Source organism: Myxococcus sp. MH1 (genome assembly GCF_059738865.1).
In genome coordinates this window covers 7,412,713-7,426,077 of the sequence record NZ_AP026947.1, presented here as the reverse complement: position 1 = coordinate 7,426,077, position 13,365 = coordinate 7,412,713, and the positions used below count along the sequence as shown (strand labels likewise).

The 13,365-nt window shown below is 69.9% G+C and carries 11 protein-coding genes; 5 read left to right on the top strand and 6 right to left on the bottom strand.

Annotated features, from left to right (window positions below; genetic code table 11):
* The first annotated feature begins 117 nt into the window (after positions 1 to 117).
* Positions 118 to 948 carry an NADase-type glycan-binding domain-containing protein gene (locus tag AC6JA9_RS28930; RefSeq protein ID WP_497958154.1) on the top strand — a complete coding sequence of 277 codons (831 nt, stop codon included), beginning with the start codon at positions 118 to 120 and terminating at the stop codon, positions 946 to 948.
* A 22-nt stretch (positions 949 to 970) separates the two neighbouring features.
* On the opposite strand, the gene AC6JA9_RS28925 is transcribed toward AC6JA9_RS28930, so the two are convergent.
* The 4 genes from AC6JA9_RS28925 to prfA all read right to left on the bottom strand — a co-directional run bounded on the left by AC6JA9_RS28925 (position 971) and on the right by prfA (position 4,760).
* Complete coding sequence (locus AC6JA9_RS28925) at positions 971 to 1,360, bottom strand: zf-TFIIB domain-containing protein (RefSeq protein WP_223745698.1); 390 nt, start codon at positions 1,358 to 1,360, stop codon at positions 971 to 973.
* Positions 1,361 to 1,501: 141 nt separating this feature from the next.
* Positions 1,502 to 2,773, bottom strand: coding sequence for a UDP-N-acetylglucosamine 1-carboxyvinyltransferase (gene murA / locus AC6JA9_RS28920; protein ID WP_223745699.1), 1,272 nt, complete (start codon positions 2,771 to 2,773; stop codon positions 1,502 to 1,504).
* 14 nt (positions 2,774 to 2,787) lie between these two features.
* Complete coding sequence (gene prmC / locus AC6JA9_RS28915; protein WP_473567844.1) at positions 2,788 to 3,669, bottom strand: peptide chain release factor N(5)-glutamine methyltransferase; 882 nt, start codon at positions 3,667 to 3,669, stop codon at positions 2,788 to 2,790.
* Positions 3,666 to 4,760, bottom strand: coding sequence for a peptide chain release factor 1 (gene prfA / locus AC6JA9_RS28910; RefSeq protein ID WP_141329943.1), 1,095 nt, complete (start codon positions 4,758 to 4,760; stop codon positions 3,666 to 3,668). Before prfA ends, prmC begins: the two co-directional genes overlap by 4 nt.
* Before the next feature lie 164 nt (positions 4,761 to 4,924).
* Between prfA and AC6JA9_RS28905 the strand changes: the two genes are divergently transcribed.
* Positions 4,925 to 5,047 (top strand): hypothetical protein, encoded by a 123-nt coding sequence (locus AC6JA9_RS28905; protein WP_013941470.1) that lies wholly within the window; start codon positions 4,925 to 4,927, stop codon positions 5,045 to 5,047.
* Positions 5,048 to 5,055: 8 nt separating this feature from the next.
* On the opposite strand, the gene AC6JA9_RS28900 is transcribed toward AC6JA9_RS28905, so the two are convergent.
* Positions 5,056 to 6,255: a CapA family protein gene (locus AC6JA9_RS28900; RefSeq protein ID WP_223784095.1), complete on the bottom strand. Its 1,200-nt coding sequence runs from the start codon at positions 6,253 to 6,255 to the stop codon at positions 5,056 to 5,058.
* A 64-nt stretch (positions 6,256 to 6,319) separates the two neighbouring features.
* Here AC6JA9_RS28900 and AC6JA9_RS28895 point away from each other — a divergent pair, with 64 nt between their 5' ends.
* A complete protein-coding gene (locus AC6JA9_RS28895) occupies positions 6,320 to 7,135 on the top strand; it encodes a tetratricopeptide repeat protein (RefSeq protein ID WP_223745702.1) in 816 nt (271 codons plus the stop codon).
* 3 nt (positions 7,136 to 7,138) lie between these two features.
* Entirely contained in the window at positions 7,139 to 8,563 is a 1,425-nt protein-coding gene (locus AC6JA9_RS28890) for a hemolysin family protein (RefSeq protein WP_497958153.1), read from the top strand.
* Positions 8,564 to 8,702: 139 nt separating this feature from the next.
* On the opposite strand, the gene AC6JA9_RS28885 is transcribed toward AC6JA9_RS28890, so the two are convergent.
* Positions 8,703 to 9,413, bottom strand: a complete 711-nt coding sequence (locus tag AC6JA9_RS28885) for a TapB family protein (protein WP_223745704.1) — start codon at positions 9,411 to 9,413, stop codon at positions 8,703 to 8,705.
* A 338-nt stretch (positions 9,414 to 9,751) separates the two neighbouring features.
* Here AC6JA9_RS28885 and smc point away from each other — a divergent pair, with 338 nt between their 5' ends.
* Positions 9,752 to 13,351, top strand: coding sequence for a chromosome segregation protein SMC (gene smc, locus AC6JA9_RS28880; protein ID WP_497958152.1), 3,600 nt, complete (start codon positions 9,752 to 9,754; stop codon positions 13,349 to 13,351).
* Positions 13,352 to 13,365: the final 14 nt, after the last annotated feature.

Here is a 13,365-nt window from a genome sequence, read left to right as displayed (position 1 = left end):
ACATCGCGGCGGGCGCTTTCATCCCCCCGGGCCGGGGATCCGCTGTCGCTGGATTCACCGCGAAGACTTCCAGCCAGGGACTGGAGCCGTCGACGCGGGGCGATCCAAGATGGCGCCATGAGCCGCCTCCCCCTCGCCCTGCTGCTGCTCTCGAGCGCCGCGCCCGCCGCGTCCACCGCCCCGCCGGGCTACGCCCAGGCCTCCGACTACCTGGAGCGCAAGCGCCAGCCGGAGCGCTACTCGCCCCTGCACCTGTTGGATGGACGCGACACGACGGCCTGGTGCGCCACGGGGACGCCGCCCGCCGCCGTCACCATCGGCTTCAAGGACGTGGTGACCATCGACGAGGTGCGCGTCTACACGGGCGACGGCACCGACAAGGCCGCGTACAAGGCCCACGCGCGGGCGAAGAAGCTCACCCTCACCACCGTGGACACGTCCAAGAGCCTCAAGGTGGAGGACAAGCGCGGGCTCCAGGTCGTCCCCATCAGCCCCGCCATGACGGGCAACCGCTTCACGCTGGAGGTTTCCGAGCGCTTCCCGGGCACGGCGGAGGACGGCCCCGTCTGCGTCACCGACCTCATCTTCTACTCGGGAGGCAAGGCGCTCAACGGCACGTGGCTTGCGCCCCGGCTGCGCTACGACGCGCGGCTGGCGCCCCTGTTGGGCACGTGGTTCAGCGGCCTGGAGGGCGCTCCGGACCGCTTCCTCTCGCTCTACGTGGACGGGACGTACCGCTTCGCGCACGAGCCGCTGGAGGGCGGCGAGCCCAGCGCCGTGACGGGCACGTATGCCCTGTCCGGTTCCCGACTCACGCTGGAGGTGCCCAAGCGCGGCAAGGTGACGCTGCGGCTGCAGAAGGGCGGCTCGGACGATGCGGGCGCCACCCTGGAGCCCGAGGGGGCCCTGGCCGAGGAGTGGGGCCGCGGTTTCCGCGGCCAGCCCTAGGTCCGTCCGGCGTGCCGCCCGTCTAGAGGGCGGCCACCTTCTTCTTGGCGCTGAAGCGGCGGAAGAAGTCGATGATCTCCTTCTCCGCGACCTTCACGTCGGTGGCGTCCTGGAATTCCGACTCCAGGAAGATGCCACCGCAGGACTCGCAGGTGTCGTAGTGGAGCGGGTGCTGGCGGTCGCCGCCGTCCACGCGGACGAGGTCGACATGGCACTCGGGGCACTGGCCGGTCAACGCCTCCGCGTCCACCTTGCCTCCCTGATGCTCCAGCCCTTGGAGGTTGTTGTGGAGCAGGACCCGGTTCAGGTCCGCGACGTCGATCCAGAGCCCGCCGCAGTCTCCACACTTTCGCAACGTCTGGTCATCCCCCTCGAGATCGGCCATCTCGACGTTGCAGCTGGGGCAATCCATGGGACGGTTCATTCTCCTGCAATGGGGGACGCACGTCCCCAGTGGTCCGAGAATGATAGGTCGCGCGAAATTTGGGATGCAACCCACGTTGCCGCTTCTGTTGGCAACGCGCCGTCTGGGGGTCGAAAGGCCCCGTGCTCCTCAGGCCTTCGCCTTGACCCGGCGGATGTCCGCGCCCAGGGCGCGCAGCTTGCGCTCCAGCCGCTCGTAGCCGCGGTCCAGGTGGTAGACGCGGCTGACGTCCGTGCGCCCCTCGGCGCGCAGGCCCGCCAGGATGAGCGAGGCGCTCGCCCGCAGGTCCGTGGCCATGACGGGCGCGCCGCTCAGGTGCTTGACGCCCTTCACCACCGCGGTGTGCCCCTGGATGGTGATGTCCGCGCCCAGACGGTGCAGCTCCGGCACGTGCATGAAGCGGTTCTCGAAGATGTTTTCGCTGATGACGGATGTCCCCTGGCTCACACACATGAGGGCCATGAGCTGGGCCTGCATGTCGGTGGGGAAGCCCGGGTGCTCGGTCGTCGTGATGTTGACGGAAGTCAGGGTGCGCGGGGCCTTGCAGCGGATGCCGCCGGCCTCGGCCGTGAGGGTGCACCCGGCCTCGCGCAGCTTGTCCATGACGGCGTCCAGGTGCTCGGGGACGGCGTGCTTCACCAGGACGTTGCCGCCGGAGATGGCCGCGGCGACGAGCAGGGTGCCCGCCTCGATGCGGTCCGGGAGGATGGCGTGCTCGACGGGCTTGAGGCCCTCCACGCCCTCCACGGTGATGACGGAGGTGCCGGCGCCCTCGATGCGCGCGCCCATCTTGTTGAGCACCCGCGCCAGCTCCTCGATTTCGGGCTCGCGCGCGCAGTTCTCCATGATGGTGCGGCCCTTGGCCAGCACGGCCGCCATCAGCACGTTCTCCGTGCCGGTGACGGTGATGACGTCGAAGTTGACGGTGCCGCCCTTGAGCTGCTTGGCGCGGGCCTCCACGTAGCCCTCCGTCAGGTGGATGTCCGCGCCCAGCGCCTTGAGGCCCTTGAGGTGCTGGTCGATGGGGCGCGCGCCGATGGCGCACCCGCCCGGCATGGACACCCGCGCCCGCCCGAAGCGCGCGACGAGCGGCCCCAGCACCAGCACGCTGGCGCGCATCGTCTTGACCAGGTCGTACGGCGCCTCCGGGGTGATGTGGCCGTTGACGCCCACCTCGCAGACGTCCTTCTTGCGCGCGGTGAGCCGCTCCGCGCCGCAGCCCATGGTGCGCAGCACCTTGAGCATGGTGGCGACGTCGGCCAGGTCCGGCACGTTGCGGAAGGTGGAGGTGCCGTCCGCCAGGAGCGCGGAGGCGAGGATGGGCAGCGCCGCGTTCTTCGCGCCCGAGACGACGACCTCGCCGTGCAGCTCCGCGCCGCCCTTCATCACGATCTTGTCCATGTTGCTTCCGGCCCTCAGCCCTGTGGCCCGCTGACCGCGGGCTGTGTCCCAAATGCCATGCGCTCCCGCCGCTCGAGGTCCTTCTCCACGCGCGCGTCCTCGTAACCGGCCGCGCGCAGGAGCTCCAGGACGGCGGGGCCCTGCGTCTCCCCCATCTCCAGTGCAAGCAGTCCGCCAGGCTCCAACCACTTCCGGGCCTCGCTGACCACGCGCTGGAGGGCGACCAGCCCGTCGGGCCCTCCGTCCAGCGCCAGCCGGGGCTCGCGCCGCACCTCGGCGGACAGCCCGGCAATCTCGTCGGACGCGATGTAGGGCGGGTTGGACACGACGACGTGGAAGCGGGCGTCGGCGGGCAGCGGGGAGAACAAGTCCCCCTGGAGCACCGTCACGCGCTCGGAGACCTTGAGCGCCTCCGCGTTCTCGCGCGCCAGCGCGCACGCGTCCGGCGACAGGTCCGTGGCCGTCACGGACAGCAGGGGCCGCTCGGCCGCGAGGCTGATGGCGATGCAGCCGGAGCCCGTGCACACGTCCAGCGCGCGCGCGGGCGCGTCCTTGGGCAGCTTGCGCAGGGCGGCCTCCACCAGGAGCTCCGTCTCCGGGCGGGGGATGAGCACGCGCGCGTCCACCTTGTAGGCGCGGTTGTAGAACTCGCGCGTCCCGGTGAGGTACTGCGTGGGCTCACCCGACAGGCGCCGGGCGATGAGCGCCTTGTAGGTGGCCAGCTCGTCCTTGGAGAGCGGGCGGTCCAGGTCCACGTACAGCCGCACGCGCCCGGTCTTCAGCACGTGCGACAGGAGGATTTCCGCGGTGAGTCGCGGCGCGTCCACCTGCCGCTTCTCGAAGTGCTGCGTCGTCCAGGTGAGGACCTTGCGGATGGTCCAGGTCTCGCTGCTCATGCTTCGGGCTGTGGCCTCGGACCGCCGCCCGTCTGCGCCTTGAGGGCCTCGGCCTGGTAGAAGGTCCGGCAGGCGGTGATGATGTCCTCGATGTCGCCCATCATCACGGCCGGCAGGTTGTGAACCGTCAGACCGATGCGGTGGTCCGTCAGCCGGTCCTGCGGGAAGTTGTACGTGCGGATCTTCTCGCTGCGGTCGCCCGTGCCCACCTGCGAGCGGCGGGTGGAGTCGCGCTCGGAGCGGATGCGCTCCTGCTCGATTTCGTAGATCTTCGCGCGCAGCATGCGAAGGGCCATGTTGTAGTTCTTCAGCTGGCTCTTCTCCTGCTGGCACTTCACCACGATGCCCGTGGGCCGGTGCGTCAGGCGCACCGCGGAGTCCGTGGTGTTGACGCTCTGGCCGCCGGAGCCCGTGGAGCGCATGGCCTGCCGGTCGATGTCCGCCTCGTTGATCTTCACGTCCACCTCCTCGGCCTCGGGCATGACGGCCACCGTGATGGTGGAGGTGTGGATGCGGCCCTGCGTCTCGGTGGCCGGCACGCGCTGGACGCGGTGCACGCCGGACTCGTACTTGAGGCTGCTGAAGACGGCGTCGCCCGACAGCGTCACGGTGGCGTCCTTCACGCCGCCCGCGTTGCCGGGGCTCATGTCGATGATGTCCGACTTCCAGCCGCGCGTGTCCGCGTACCGGAGGTACATCTGCATGACCTCCTCGGCGAACAGCGCCGCCTCGTCGCCGCCCGCGCCCGCGCGAATCTCCAGGATGACGTTCTTGTCGTCATTGGGGTCCTTGGGCAAGAGCAGCACCTTGAGGCTGGCCTCGAGCGCGTCGCGCTGTTCCTTCAGGCCGGGCAGGGCCTCGCGCGCGTAGGTCTTCTCGTCGGCGCTGCCGGCGTCGAGCCAGGCTTCGACCTCCTTGAGGTCCGCGAGCACCTGGCGGTACGTCCGGAACGTCTCCACCAGCTTCTCCAGGCCCGCACGCTCCTTGGAGACCTTCTGGAGCCTCGCCGAATCGGCGAGCACGTCCGGGTTGGACAGGTCCGCGGTGAGGCGCTCGAACCGGCGCTCGACGTCTTCGAGTTTGTCAATCATCGTCGTTCCAGGGGGTATTGCCCCTTTGTCCGGCTGCTGGCAAGGGAGGACGGAGTCAAGAAATTCCTTGGCCGCTCGGGCGGTAGCATGAAAGAAGGGCCGCCCTCACCGCCGAGCCTCGTGCCCGAGCGGTCGGTCTCACATCACCTACACGGAGTCCTTCCATGCCCGCCCAGAAGGGAAATCGTTCCAAGAAGAAGGTCGCCAACCGCGCCAAGGGCCGGAAGGCCCAGCTGAAGCGCCGCCGCAGCCGCGCCAAGAAGGGCCAGTCCAACAACAAGGTCTGACGCGCCGGTTACTCCCTCCCGCCTGTCGCGGGGGAGGGAGTCGGCCCGGCCCACGGCTCCAGCTCGGGGAGCATCTTCCCCAGGGAGCGTGAGCTTTCGGCCACCAGGCGCAGCACCTCCTCGGCCGCCGGCCCCGTCACGGGCACCGGCTGGAAGGGGAGCTCCGGGAAGCGGTCCGTGCGCAGCGGCAGCACCTCGCTCTTGAGGTAGCCCTCCGGTCCGAAGGTCCCCTTCCACAACGCGCTGCGCTTGTCGCGCGGGTTCCAGTTCCCCCCGAAGACGAAGTTGCCCAGCGAGTACACCACGGGCCTGCCCTGGAAGAGCTCCATGCCCTGGAGCACGTGGGGGTGGCTGCCCAGCACGCCCGAGGCGCCCGCGTCGATGGCGGCGTGCGCCAGGCGGACCTGGTAGGGCTCCAGCACCTGGGTGCCCTCGCGGCCCCAGTGGAAGTAGGGCAGCACGACGTCCGCCTGGGCCTTCGCCAGGGCGATGTCCTCGCGCAGCATCCGCTCCATCACGTCCACGTCGGAGAAGTGGCCCGCGACGCCCGGCGTGGTGTCGGTGGCGTAGACCTCCGGCGGCTCGATATTGCGCTCGCCCAGGAAGAAGTAGCCCAGCAGCGCCACCCGCAGGCCGCCCACGGTGAGGACTGCGGGACGGCGCGCCTCGGCCAGGGTGCGCCCGGCGCCGAAGTAGGGGATGCGCGCGGCCTCCAGCGTCGCCAGGGTGTCGAGCAACCCCTGGGCGCCGTAGTCCATCAGGTGGTTGTTGGCCAGGCTGACCACGTCCACGCCGCCCGCGGTGAGCGCGCCCACCAGCTCCGGACGGGCCCGGAAGTTGAAGTTCTTGGGCAGCTTCTCGCCCCCTTCGGTGAAGGGGCACTCCAGGTTGATGACGAAGAGGTCCGCCGCGTCACCCAGGGCGCGGACCTCCTTGAAGCCATAGGCGAAGAGCTCCTCCCGGGAGCGGCCCTTGGCCAGCTCGTCGTCGAAGAACTTCTGGTGGTTGTGGCCGAGCGTCACGTCCCCGCCGAACAGGAGGGTGATGGGGCGGGGGACGGCGGGCGGGGAGGGGGGCGCCAGGGCGGCGGGCGTCCCGGCGTCCTCGGTTTGTCGGGCCGGGGCGGGAGGGGTGGGGTCCACCGTCACCGGGACGGGGCGTGGATGACAGGCGGAGAACAGGAGGAGCAGCAGGGCGGCGTGGCGCATGGACGGAGGGAAACTCTACCTTGCACCCGTGTTTGCGCGGCGCGTAGATTGCCCCGCGACTCTCATGGCCCGGGAAAAGGACAACATCGCGCTCTCCGACGAGCACAACACTCGCGGAATCGAGCTGGCGGACCGGGGTTGGCTGGACGAGGCCATCAAGGAGTTCAAGAAGGCCATCGAGCTGGACCCCAGCTCCGCGCACGCCCACGACAACCTGGCCACCGTCTACGCGGAGAAGAAGCTCTTCCGCGAGGCGCTCACCGAGTACCTCACCGCCCTGAAGCTGGAGCCGGAGAGCGCCACGGCGCACTACAACCTGGCCTGCTTCCTCTCCACGCACGCGGGGGAGATGGCGGTGGAGGAGTACAAGGAGGCCATCGAGCTGGACCCCGAGTACCCGGACGCGCACCTCAACCTGGGCCTCACGTACGCGGACCAGGGCCGGGTCGAGGAGGCGATGCGCGAGCTGCAGGCGGCCATCGAGCTGGACCCCCAGGACGCGTTCCCCCGGCACGAGCTGGCGGCGCTGATGATGGACGAGGGCGACTACCGCTCGGCGATTACCTTGCTCAAGGACGTGGTGCGGCTGGAGCCGGACAACTTCGAGGCCCAGTTGGATTTGGGCATCTGCTACGCGCAGAAGGGCTTCTACGCGGAGGCCGAGCGCGCGTACGAGCGGGCCCGGGCGCTCAACGCCGAGGACCTGCTGCTCAACTACAACCTGTCCGCGCTGTACGCCCTGTGGGGGCGACCGAAGGACGCGGTGACGTACCTGAAGTCGGCGCTCACGGCGGACCGGCAGAAGGTGATGGGGTGGTTGTCGACGGACCCCATGTTCGACGCCCTCAAGGGCGACACCGACTTCGAAGCCTTGTTCTGAGCCATGGGCATGGAATGGGTGTTCCTGGGGCTGGCGATCCTCCTGGTCTTCGCCAACGGCTTCTTCGTGGCGACCGAGTTCGCCATCGTGAAGATTCGCGCCACGCGGCTGCAGGCGCTGGTGGACGAGGGCCAGCCGGGCTCCACGCAGGCGCTGAAGATGGTGGAGCAGTTGGACGCGTACCTGTCCGCCACCCAGTTCGGAATCACGCTGGCGTCGCTGGGGCTGGGCTGGCTGGGTGAGCCCGCCTTCGCGAAGCTGTTGGAGCCGGTGCTGACGCGGGTGGTGCCCGAGGGCGCGAGCCCCACGGTGGCGCACACCGCGTCGGTGGTCATCGCCTTCAGCATCATCACGTTCCTGCACATCGTGCTGGGGGAACTGGCGCCCAAGAGCCTGGCCATCCAGCGCGCGGAGGCGACGACGCTCGCGGTGGCGCTGCCGATGCGGGCCTTCTACCTGCTGTTCTACCCGGCCATCGTCCTGCTCAACGGGCTGGCGGCGTGGGTGCTGCGGGTGGTGGGGCTGCAGACGGTGGGCGAGGCGCACGAGGCGCACAGCGAGGACGAGCTGCTCGTCATCCTCCACAGCTCCGCGCAGGCGGGGGCGATCACGACGGCGCGCGCGGAGCTGCTCGAGCGCGCGCTGGAGATGGCGCAGAAGACGGCGCGGCAGGTGATGGTGCCGCGCAACCAGGTGAAGTTCCTGGACGTGGAGGAGCCGCTGGAGAAGTGCATCGCGGACGCGCGCGCCGCGGGGCACACGTGGCTGCCGGTGTGTCGGGGCAACCTGGACGAGGTCGAGGGCGTGGTGAACGCCAAGGACCTCTTCTTCCTGTTGTCGCGCGGCGAACTGCGCAGCCTGGCGCAGGTGCAGCGGCCGGTGCTGTTCATCCCGGAGAACTCGACGCTGGAGCAGCTGCTCGCGGAGTTCCGGCGCCGGCGTCGTCAGACGGCGCTGGTGGTGGACGAGCACGGCGGCACGTCGGGCCTGGTCACCATCGCGGACGTGGTCGCGGAGGTGGTGGGCGACGTGGCGGAGCTGGGCCGGCGGGTGGAGGAGGTGCGTTCGCTGCCCGGTGGACGCTTCGAGCTGCCCGGCACCGCGCAGTTGGACGACCTGGAGGAGCGGCTGGACGTCAGCTTCGACCTGGACGAGGACGAAGAGGGCGAGGTGACGACGATTGCCGGCTTCCTGATGTCGAAGCTGGGGCGAGTGCCGGAAAAGGGCGACTCGCTGCGGCTCGACATGTGGCGCATCCTCGTGGAGGAGGTGGACGGGCCCCGCGTGGTGCGCGTGGTGGTGGAGCCCCAGTCCCGCGCCGCGCCCAGGACGCCCGCGGATGGCTCCGCGCCGGCGACGTCGACGGACGGCTCCCCGGGTGAGCCTCCCCCGACGGCTTCCTCGGGCTCGGGCGGCGAGTCCGCCTGAGCCTCGGCGCCCGCTCGTGACGCCCTGGAGGTCCGGCCTCGCGTGGCGAGGGCGTCGACTCCTCGGCGCGACAGCCCGCGTCGGTCATCCGTGACGCGGGCCGCGCTGCGTTGACGTTCCCGGTCCCTCGGCTGCGCGCTCAGGGCGCGGACGTGCCCTTCTTGTCGGCCGCGGCCTTCTTCACGGGCCGCTTCTCCTTGCCGGAGGACTTGGCCTGTGCGGGCTGGGGCCTTTCAACCTTGAGCAGCTCCAGATCCGTGCTCTCCGGCGTGGCGAACTTGATGATGCCCACGCCCGGCGCGAACCAGATGTAGCTCTCCATGGAGCGGCCCTCGGAGCCGGGGCGGCTGGCGCGCGCGGTGACGATGTTCTTCACCTTCAGGGCCTTGAACGTCCCGGCCGCGACGGTGACCTCCTCCTCGCCCACCACCGTGGACTCCTTGTCGAACGTCGTCGCGATGATGGGGCGGATGCCGCCCGTCTTGCCCACGGGAGGCTGGAGCTTCACCGACAGGCTGTTCTTCCAGGTGCCACCCAGCACCATGCTCGACGGCGCGGGCACGGCCACGCCCTCGGAGCTCACCACCTGGACATCCATGCCGGACGCCGACAGCAGCGTACCCTCCAGGCCACCCAGGCCCGTGCTCATGCCCAGGCTGCTACAGGTTGCATCCGTCTCGCCCTGTCGGCCCTTGAGCTTCACGGCGACCTTGCCGGTGAGGCCCTCGGGCGTGGGCGTCACGCCGTGCGTGCTCAGCACCATCTGCGAGGACCTGCCCGCCCGGTAGGTGAGCGTCAGCCCCTCCTCGAGGGGGAAATACGGGTTGGGGCAGGCAGAGACCGCCTCCACCGCTTGAGTGTCAGACCGGGGTGCTACCTCCGGCGTAGGAGACGCTCCCATGAGGAGCGTCACGGCGAGAAAGGGCTGGAACGTATGCAACCTCCGGAAAAGTCAATGGGAAGGTAGGGTGGGGCGCCCAGGGTGCAAGTCCGAGAGAGGACCCTGCTGGCCGACTCCTGTCCGACCGAAGGGCAAGCAGCCGAACGTATGGCCACGCGTGGCATGGTCACGCTTGATCGCCTGGGAGGCGGCTGGTAGTCCTCGGAGAAATCGTTCCGAGGCCGATTTCTAGGCCTCGCGCTCACTTTTCACTCAGTACCTCGCGCGTCTCCCGGGAGCCCGCTGGCATGCGTATCAAGCGGTTGGACATCACTGGCTTCAAGTCCTTCATGGAGCGCAGCGTCTTCACGTTCGACGAAGGCGTCACCGGCATCGTCGGCCCCAACGGCTGCGGCAAGTCGAACGTCGTGGACGCCATCCGCTGGGTGATGGGTGAGCAGAGCGCGAAGAACCTCCGTGGCCGTGGCATGGAGGACGTCATCTTCAACGGCTCGGAGAACAAGCCGCCCCTGTCCATGGCGGAGGTGTCGCTGACCTTCCTGGTGGACGACACGGACCAGCTCGCGCCCCAGTACCAGGGCTTCTCGGAGATCACCGTCACGCGGCGCCTGTTCCGCAACGGGGACTCGGAGTACCTCATCAACAAGACGCTGTGCCGCCTGCTCGACATCACCGAGCTGTTCCTGGGCACGGGCGTGGGCACCAAGGCCTACTCCATCATCGAGCAGGGCCGCGTGGGCCTCATCGTCTCCAGCAAGCCGGAGGACCGCCGGCACCTCTTGGAGGAGGCCGCGGGCGTCACCAAGTACAAGGCGCGCCGCAAGGCCGCCGAGCGGAAGATGGAGGCCACCGAGGCCAACCTCCTGCGCGTCACCGACATCACCAGCGAGCTGGAGAAGCGGCTGGACGCGCTGTCGCGTCAGGCGAAGAAGGCGGAGAAGTACAAGAAGCTCAAGGCGCGCATGCGGGACATCGACCTGCACGCGGCCAGCCACCGTCACCTGGAGCTGCTCGCGGAGAAGCAGGTCCTCCAGTCGCGCCTGTCCAACCTGGGCACCGAGGAGCGCGACAGCCTGGACCGCGTGAAGGAGCTGGAGGAGACCATCGCCCGGCGCCGCGCGGAGCTGGACGCGGAGGCCGCGGCGCTCCAGGCCCTGGCCGCCGAGGTGCACGCGCTGGAGAGCTCGCTGCAGCGCGACACGCAGGACTTGTCCTACGGCAAGCGCGACCTGGAGGAGACGCAGGCCCGCGTGGCCCAGGCCCGCACGGAGCTGGACGGGCTGCTCGCCAAGCAGGCGGAGATGTCCGAGGCCATGGCCGCGCGCGAGGCCGAGCTGTCCGGCATCGCCGGCTCGTGGAAGGAGGACGAGGTGGCGATGCAGGTGGCGCAGGAGGAGCTGCGCCGCGTCACCCAGCTGCAGACGGAAGTGGCCCTGCGGCTCGAGCAGGAGCGCGCGGGCCTGGTCGCCGTGGCCACGCGGCTGGCCAACCACGAGAGCAACCTGGTGGGCCTGGCCCGTCAGCGCACCGATTTGGAGGGCCGCCGCGCCAAGCTGCAGGCGGAGCTGGCGGCGCTGCGCGAGCAGGAGGCGCAGCTGGAGACGGCGCGTGGTGAGGTGGCGAGGCGGGTGGAGGACACCCGGCACCTGGCCGCGGAGCTGGCCGAGCACAAGGCGCAGGAGGAGGACGCCCTGTCGCGCACGCGCGCGGCCTTCACGGAGAACGAAATCCAGGTCATCGCCCTGCGCGAGGAGCTGAGCGACAAGCGGAGCCGCCTGTCGTCGCTGGAGGACATCCAGAAGAACTACGACGGGTTCGACCGCGGCGTGCGCGCCGTCATGGTGCGCGCGGGCACGGTGGCCCGGGAGCAGGGCATCTTCGGCCTCGTGGCGGACGTGCTCACGGTGACGCCGCGCTACGAGCGCGCGGTGGAGGCCGCCCTGGGTGAGCGGCTCCAGCACGTCATCGTCGAGAGCCGCGACAAGGGCGTGGAGCTGGTGGAGTACCTCAAGGGCCACGCGGAGGGCCGGGGCAGCTTCCTGCCCGTGCCCGCGCTGGACGCCCTGCCGCCCGTGGAGGCGCCGGACTTCGAGCGCCCGGGCGTGCTGGCGCACGCGCTGGGCGAGGTGACGTGCGAGGAGGCGCTGCAGCCCGTGGTGCGGCTGCTCCTCGGAGACGTCGTCATCGTCCAGGACCTGGCGGCGGCGCGCGCGTACTCGGAGGCCGGCGGCCCGGCGCGCACGCTCGTCACGCAGGACGGCGAGGTGTTCCGGCAGGACGGCACCATCGTCGGCGGTGAGCGCGAGGGCGCGGCGGTGGGCGCGCTCCAGAAGAAGCGCGAGATCGCGGAGCTGGCCACCGAGGTGGCCCGGGTGGAGGAGCGCTACAACGAAATCCTGACCCGGCACTACACGCTCCAGAAGCAGATGGGGCACACCGAGGGCGTCCTCAAGGGGCTGGCCAAGAACCAGCACGCCGAGGAGGTGAACCTCGCCAGCCAGGAGAAGGACCTGCACAAGGCGGGTGAGGACCTGGCGCGCGTGCGCGAGCGGGTGCGCTCCCTGGAGCAGGAGGACGGGCAGCTGGGGCAGAGCCACATGGCGCTGGCCCACGAGGAGGAGGCCAGCCGCGGCGAGGTGGCCCACGGCCAGACGGACCGCGAGGCCCGCGAGGAGCGCGTCAAGCAGCTCGCCGGCGAGCAGGAGTCCCTGCGCCAGCGCGCGGAGGCCGCCAACGCGGACCTGACGGGCCTGCGCATCAAGGTGGCCGCCGGCAGCGAGCGCGGCGAGTCCGCGCGCAAGGAGCTGGACAGCCTGGTCACCCAGCGCCGGGAGATGGAGACGCGCGTGGCGCGCCTGCAGGCGACCCTGGCCGAGGGCGGCGCGCGCACGGAGGAGCTGGGCAAGCGCACCACGGAGACCGAGGCGGGCCTGTCCCAGCGCGTGGAGGAGCACCGCGTCGCCGCGGAGGGCCTGGAGTCCCGGCGCGCCGCGCACCTGCTCGCCTCCAGCGAGGTGCGTGAGCAGGACTCCCAGTTCCGCGAGCTGCGCGGCCGGGTGGAGGAGCTGATGCAGGGGCTGTCCCAGATTTCGCTGCGCGAGCGCGAGATTGCCCTGGAGCTCGAGCACCTGTCGGCCGGCATCCGCGAGCGCCACCAGGTGGACCTGGCGCTGGAGCTGCACCGCTACCACCTGCTGCCGTCGCTGACGCCGGAGACGGAGGCGGAGCTGAAGGATCTGCGCGCCCAGGTGGAGAAGATGGGGGAGATCAACCTCACCGCCATCGACGAGCACGCGGAGCTCTCCAAGCGCTTCGACTTCCTCACCGCGCAGAAGACGGACCTGCAGGCCTCCATGGGGCAGCTCAAGGAGGCCATCCAGCGCATCGACGCGACCAGCCGCGAGCGCTTCAAGCAGACCTTCGACGTGGTGAACGAGAAGTTCCAGGCCATCTTCCCCCGCCTGTTCGGCGGTGGCCGCGCCAGCCTGGTGCTCACCAATGACGGGCCCAACGGCGAGCCGGGCGTGGAAATCGTCGCGCAGCCGCCGGGCAAGAAGCTCCAGAGCGTCAACCTGCTCTCCGGTGGCGAGAAGGCCCTCACCGCCGTGGGCCTCATCTTCGGCATCTTCCTCATCAAGCCCACGCCCTTCTGCCTCCTGGACGAGGTCGACGCGCCGCTGGATGAGGGCAACGTGGGCCGCTACAACGACATGGTGAAGGAGATGAGCCGCCAGTCGCAGTTCATCCTCATTACGCACAACAAGCGCACCATGGAGGTCTCCAACACCCTCTACGGCGTCACCATGGAGGAGCCGGGCATCTCCAAGCTGGTCAGCGTGAAGATTCGCGAGGCCAACGCGGCCAACGACGACAAGATCAGCGCGTAGTCGCGCGAGTCTGG

What these genes read in the sequence shown, in the direction of transcription:
- AC6JA9_RS28930 (WP_497958154.1), top strand. Translation starts at nt 118, where the DNA reads ATGAGCCGCCTCCCCCTCGCCCTGCTGCTGCTCTCGAGCGCCGCGCCC.
- AC6JA9_RS28925 (WP_223745698.1), bottom strand. Translation starts at nt 1,360, where the DNA reads ATGGATTGCCCCAGCTGCAACGTCGAGATGGCCGATCTCGAGGGGGAT.
- murA (WP_223745699.1), bottom strand. Translation starts at nt 2,773, where the DNA reads ATGGACAAGATCGTGATGAAGGGCGGCGCGGAGCTGCACGGCGAGGTC.
- prmC (WP_473567844.1), bottom strand. Translation starts at nt 3,669, where the DNA reads ATGAGCAGCGAGACCTGGACCATCCGCAAGGTCCTCACCTGGACGACG.
- prfA (WP_141329943.1), bottom strand. Translation starts at nt 4,760, where the DNA reads ATGATTGACAAACTCGAAGACGTCGAGCGCCGGTTCGAGCGCCTCACC.
- AC6JA9_RS28905 (WP_013941470.1), top strand. Translation starts at nt 4,925, where the DNA reads ATGCCCGCCCAGAAGGGAAATCGTTCCAAGAAGAAGGTCGCCAACCGC.
- AC6JA9_RS28900 (WP_223784095.1), bottom strand. Translation starts at nt 6,255, where the DNA reads ATGCGCCACGCCGCCCTGCTGCTCCTCCTGTTCTCCGCCTGTCATCCA.
- AC6JA9_RS28895 (WP_223745702.1), top strand. Translation starts at nt 6,320, where the DNA reads ATGGCCCGGGAAAAGGACAACATCGCGCTCTCCGACGAGCACAACACT.
- AC6JA9_RS28890 (WP_497958153.1), top strand. Translation starts at nt 7,139, where the DNA reads ATGGGCATGGAATGGGTGTTCCTGGGGCTGGCGATCCTCCTGGTCTTC.
- smc (WP_497958152.1), top strand. Translation starts at nt 9,752, where the DNA reads ATGCGTATCAAGCGGTTGGACATCACTGGCTTCAAGTCCTTCATGGAG.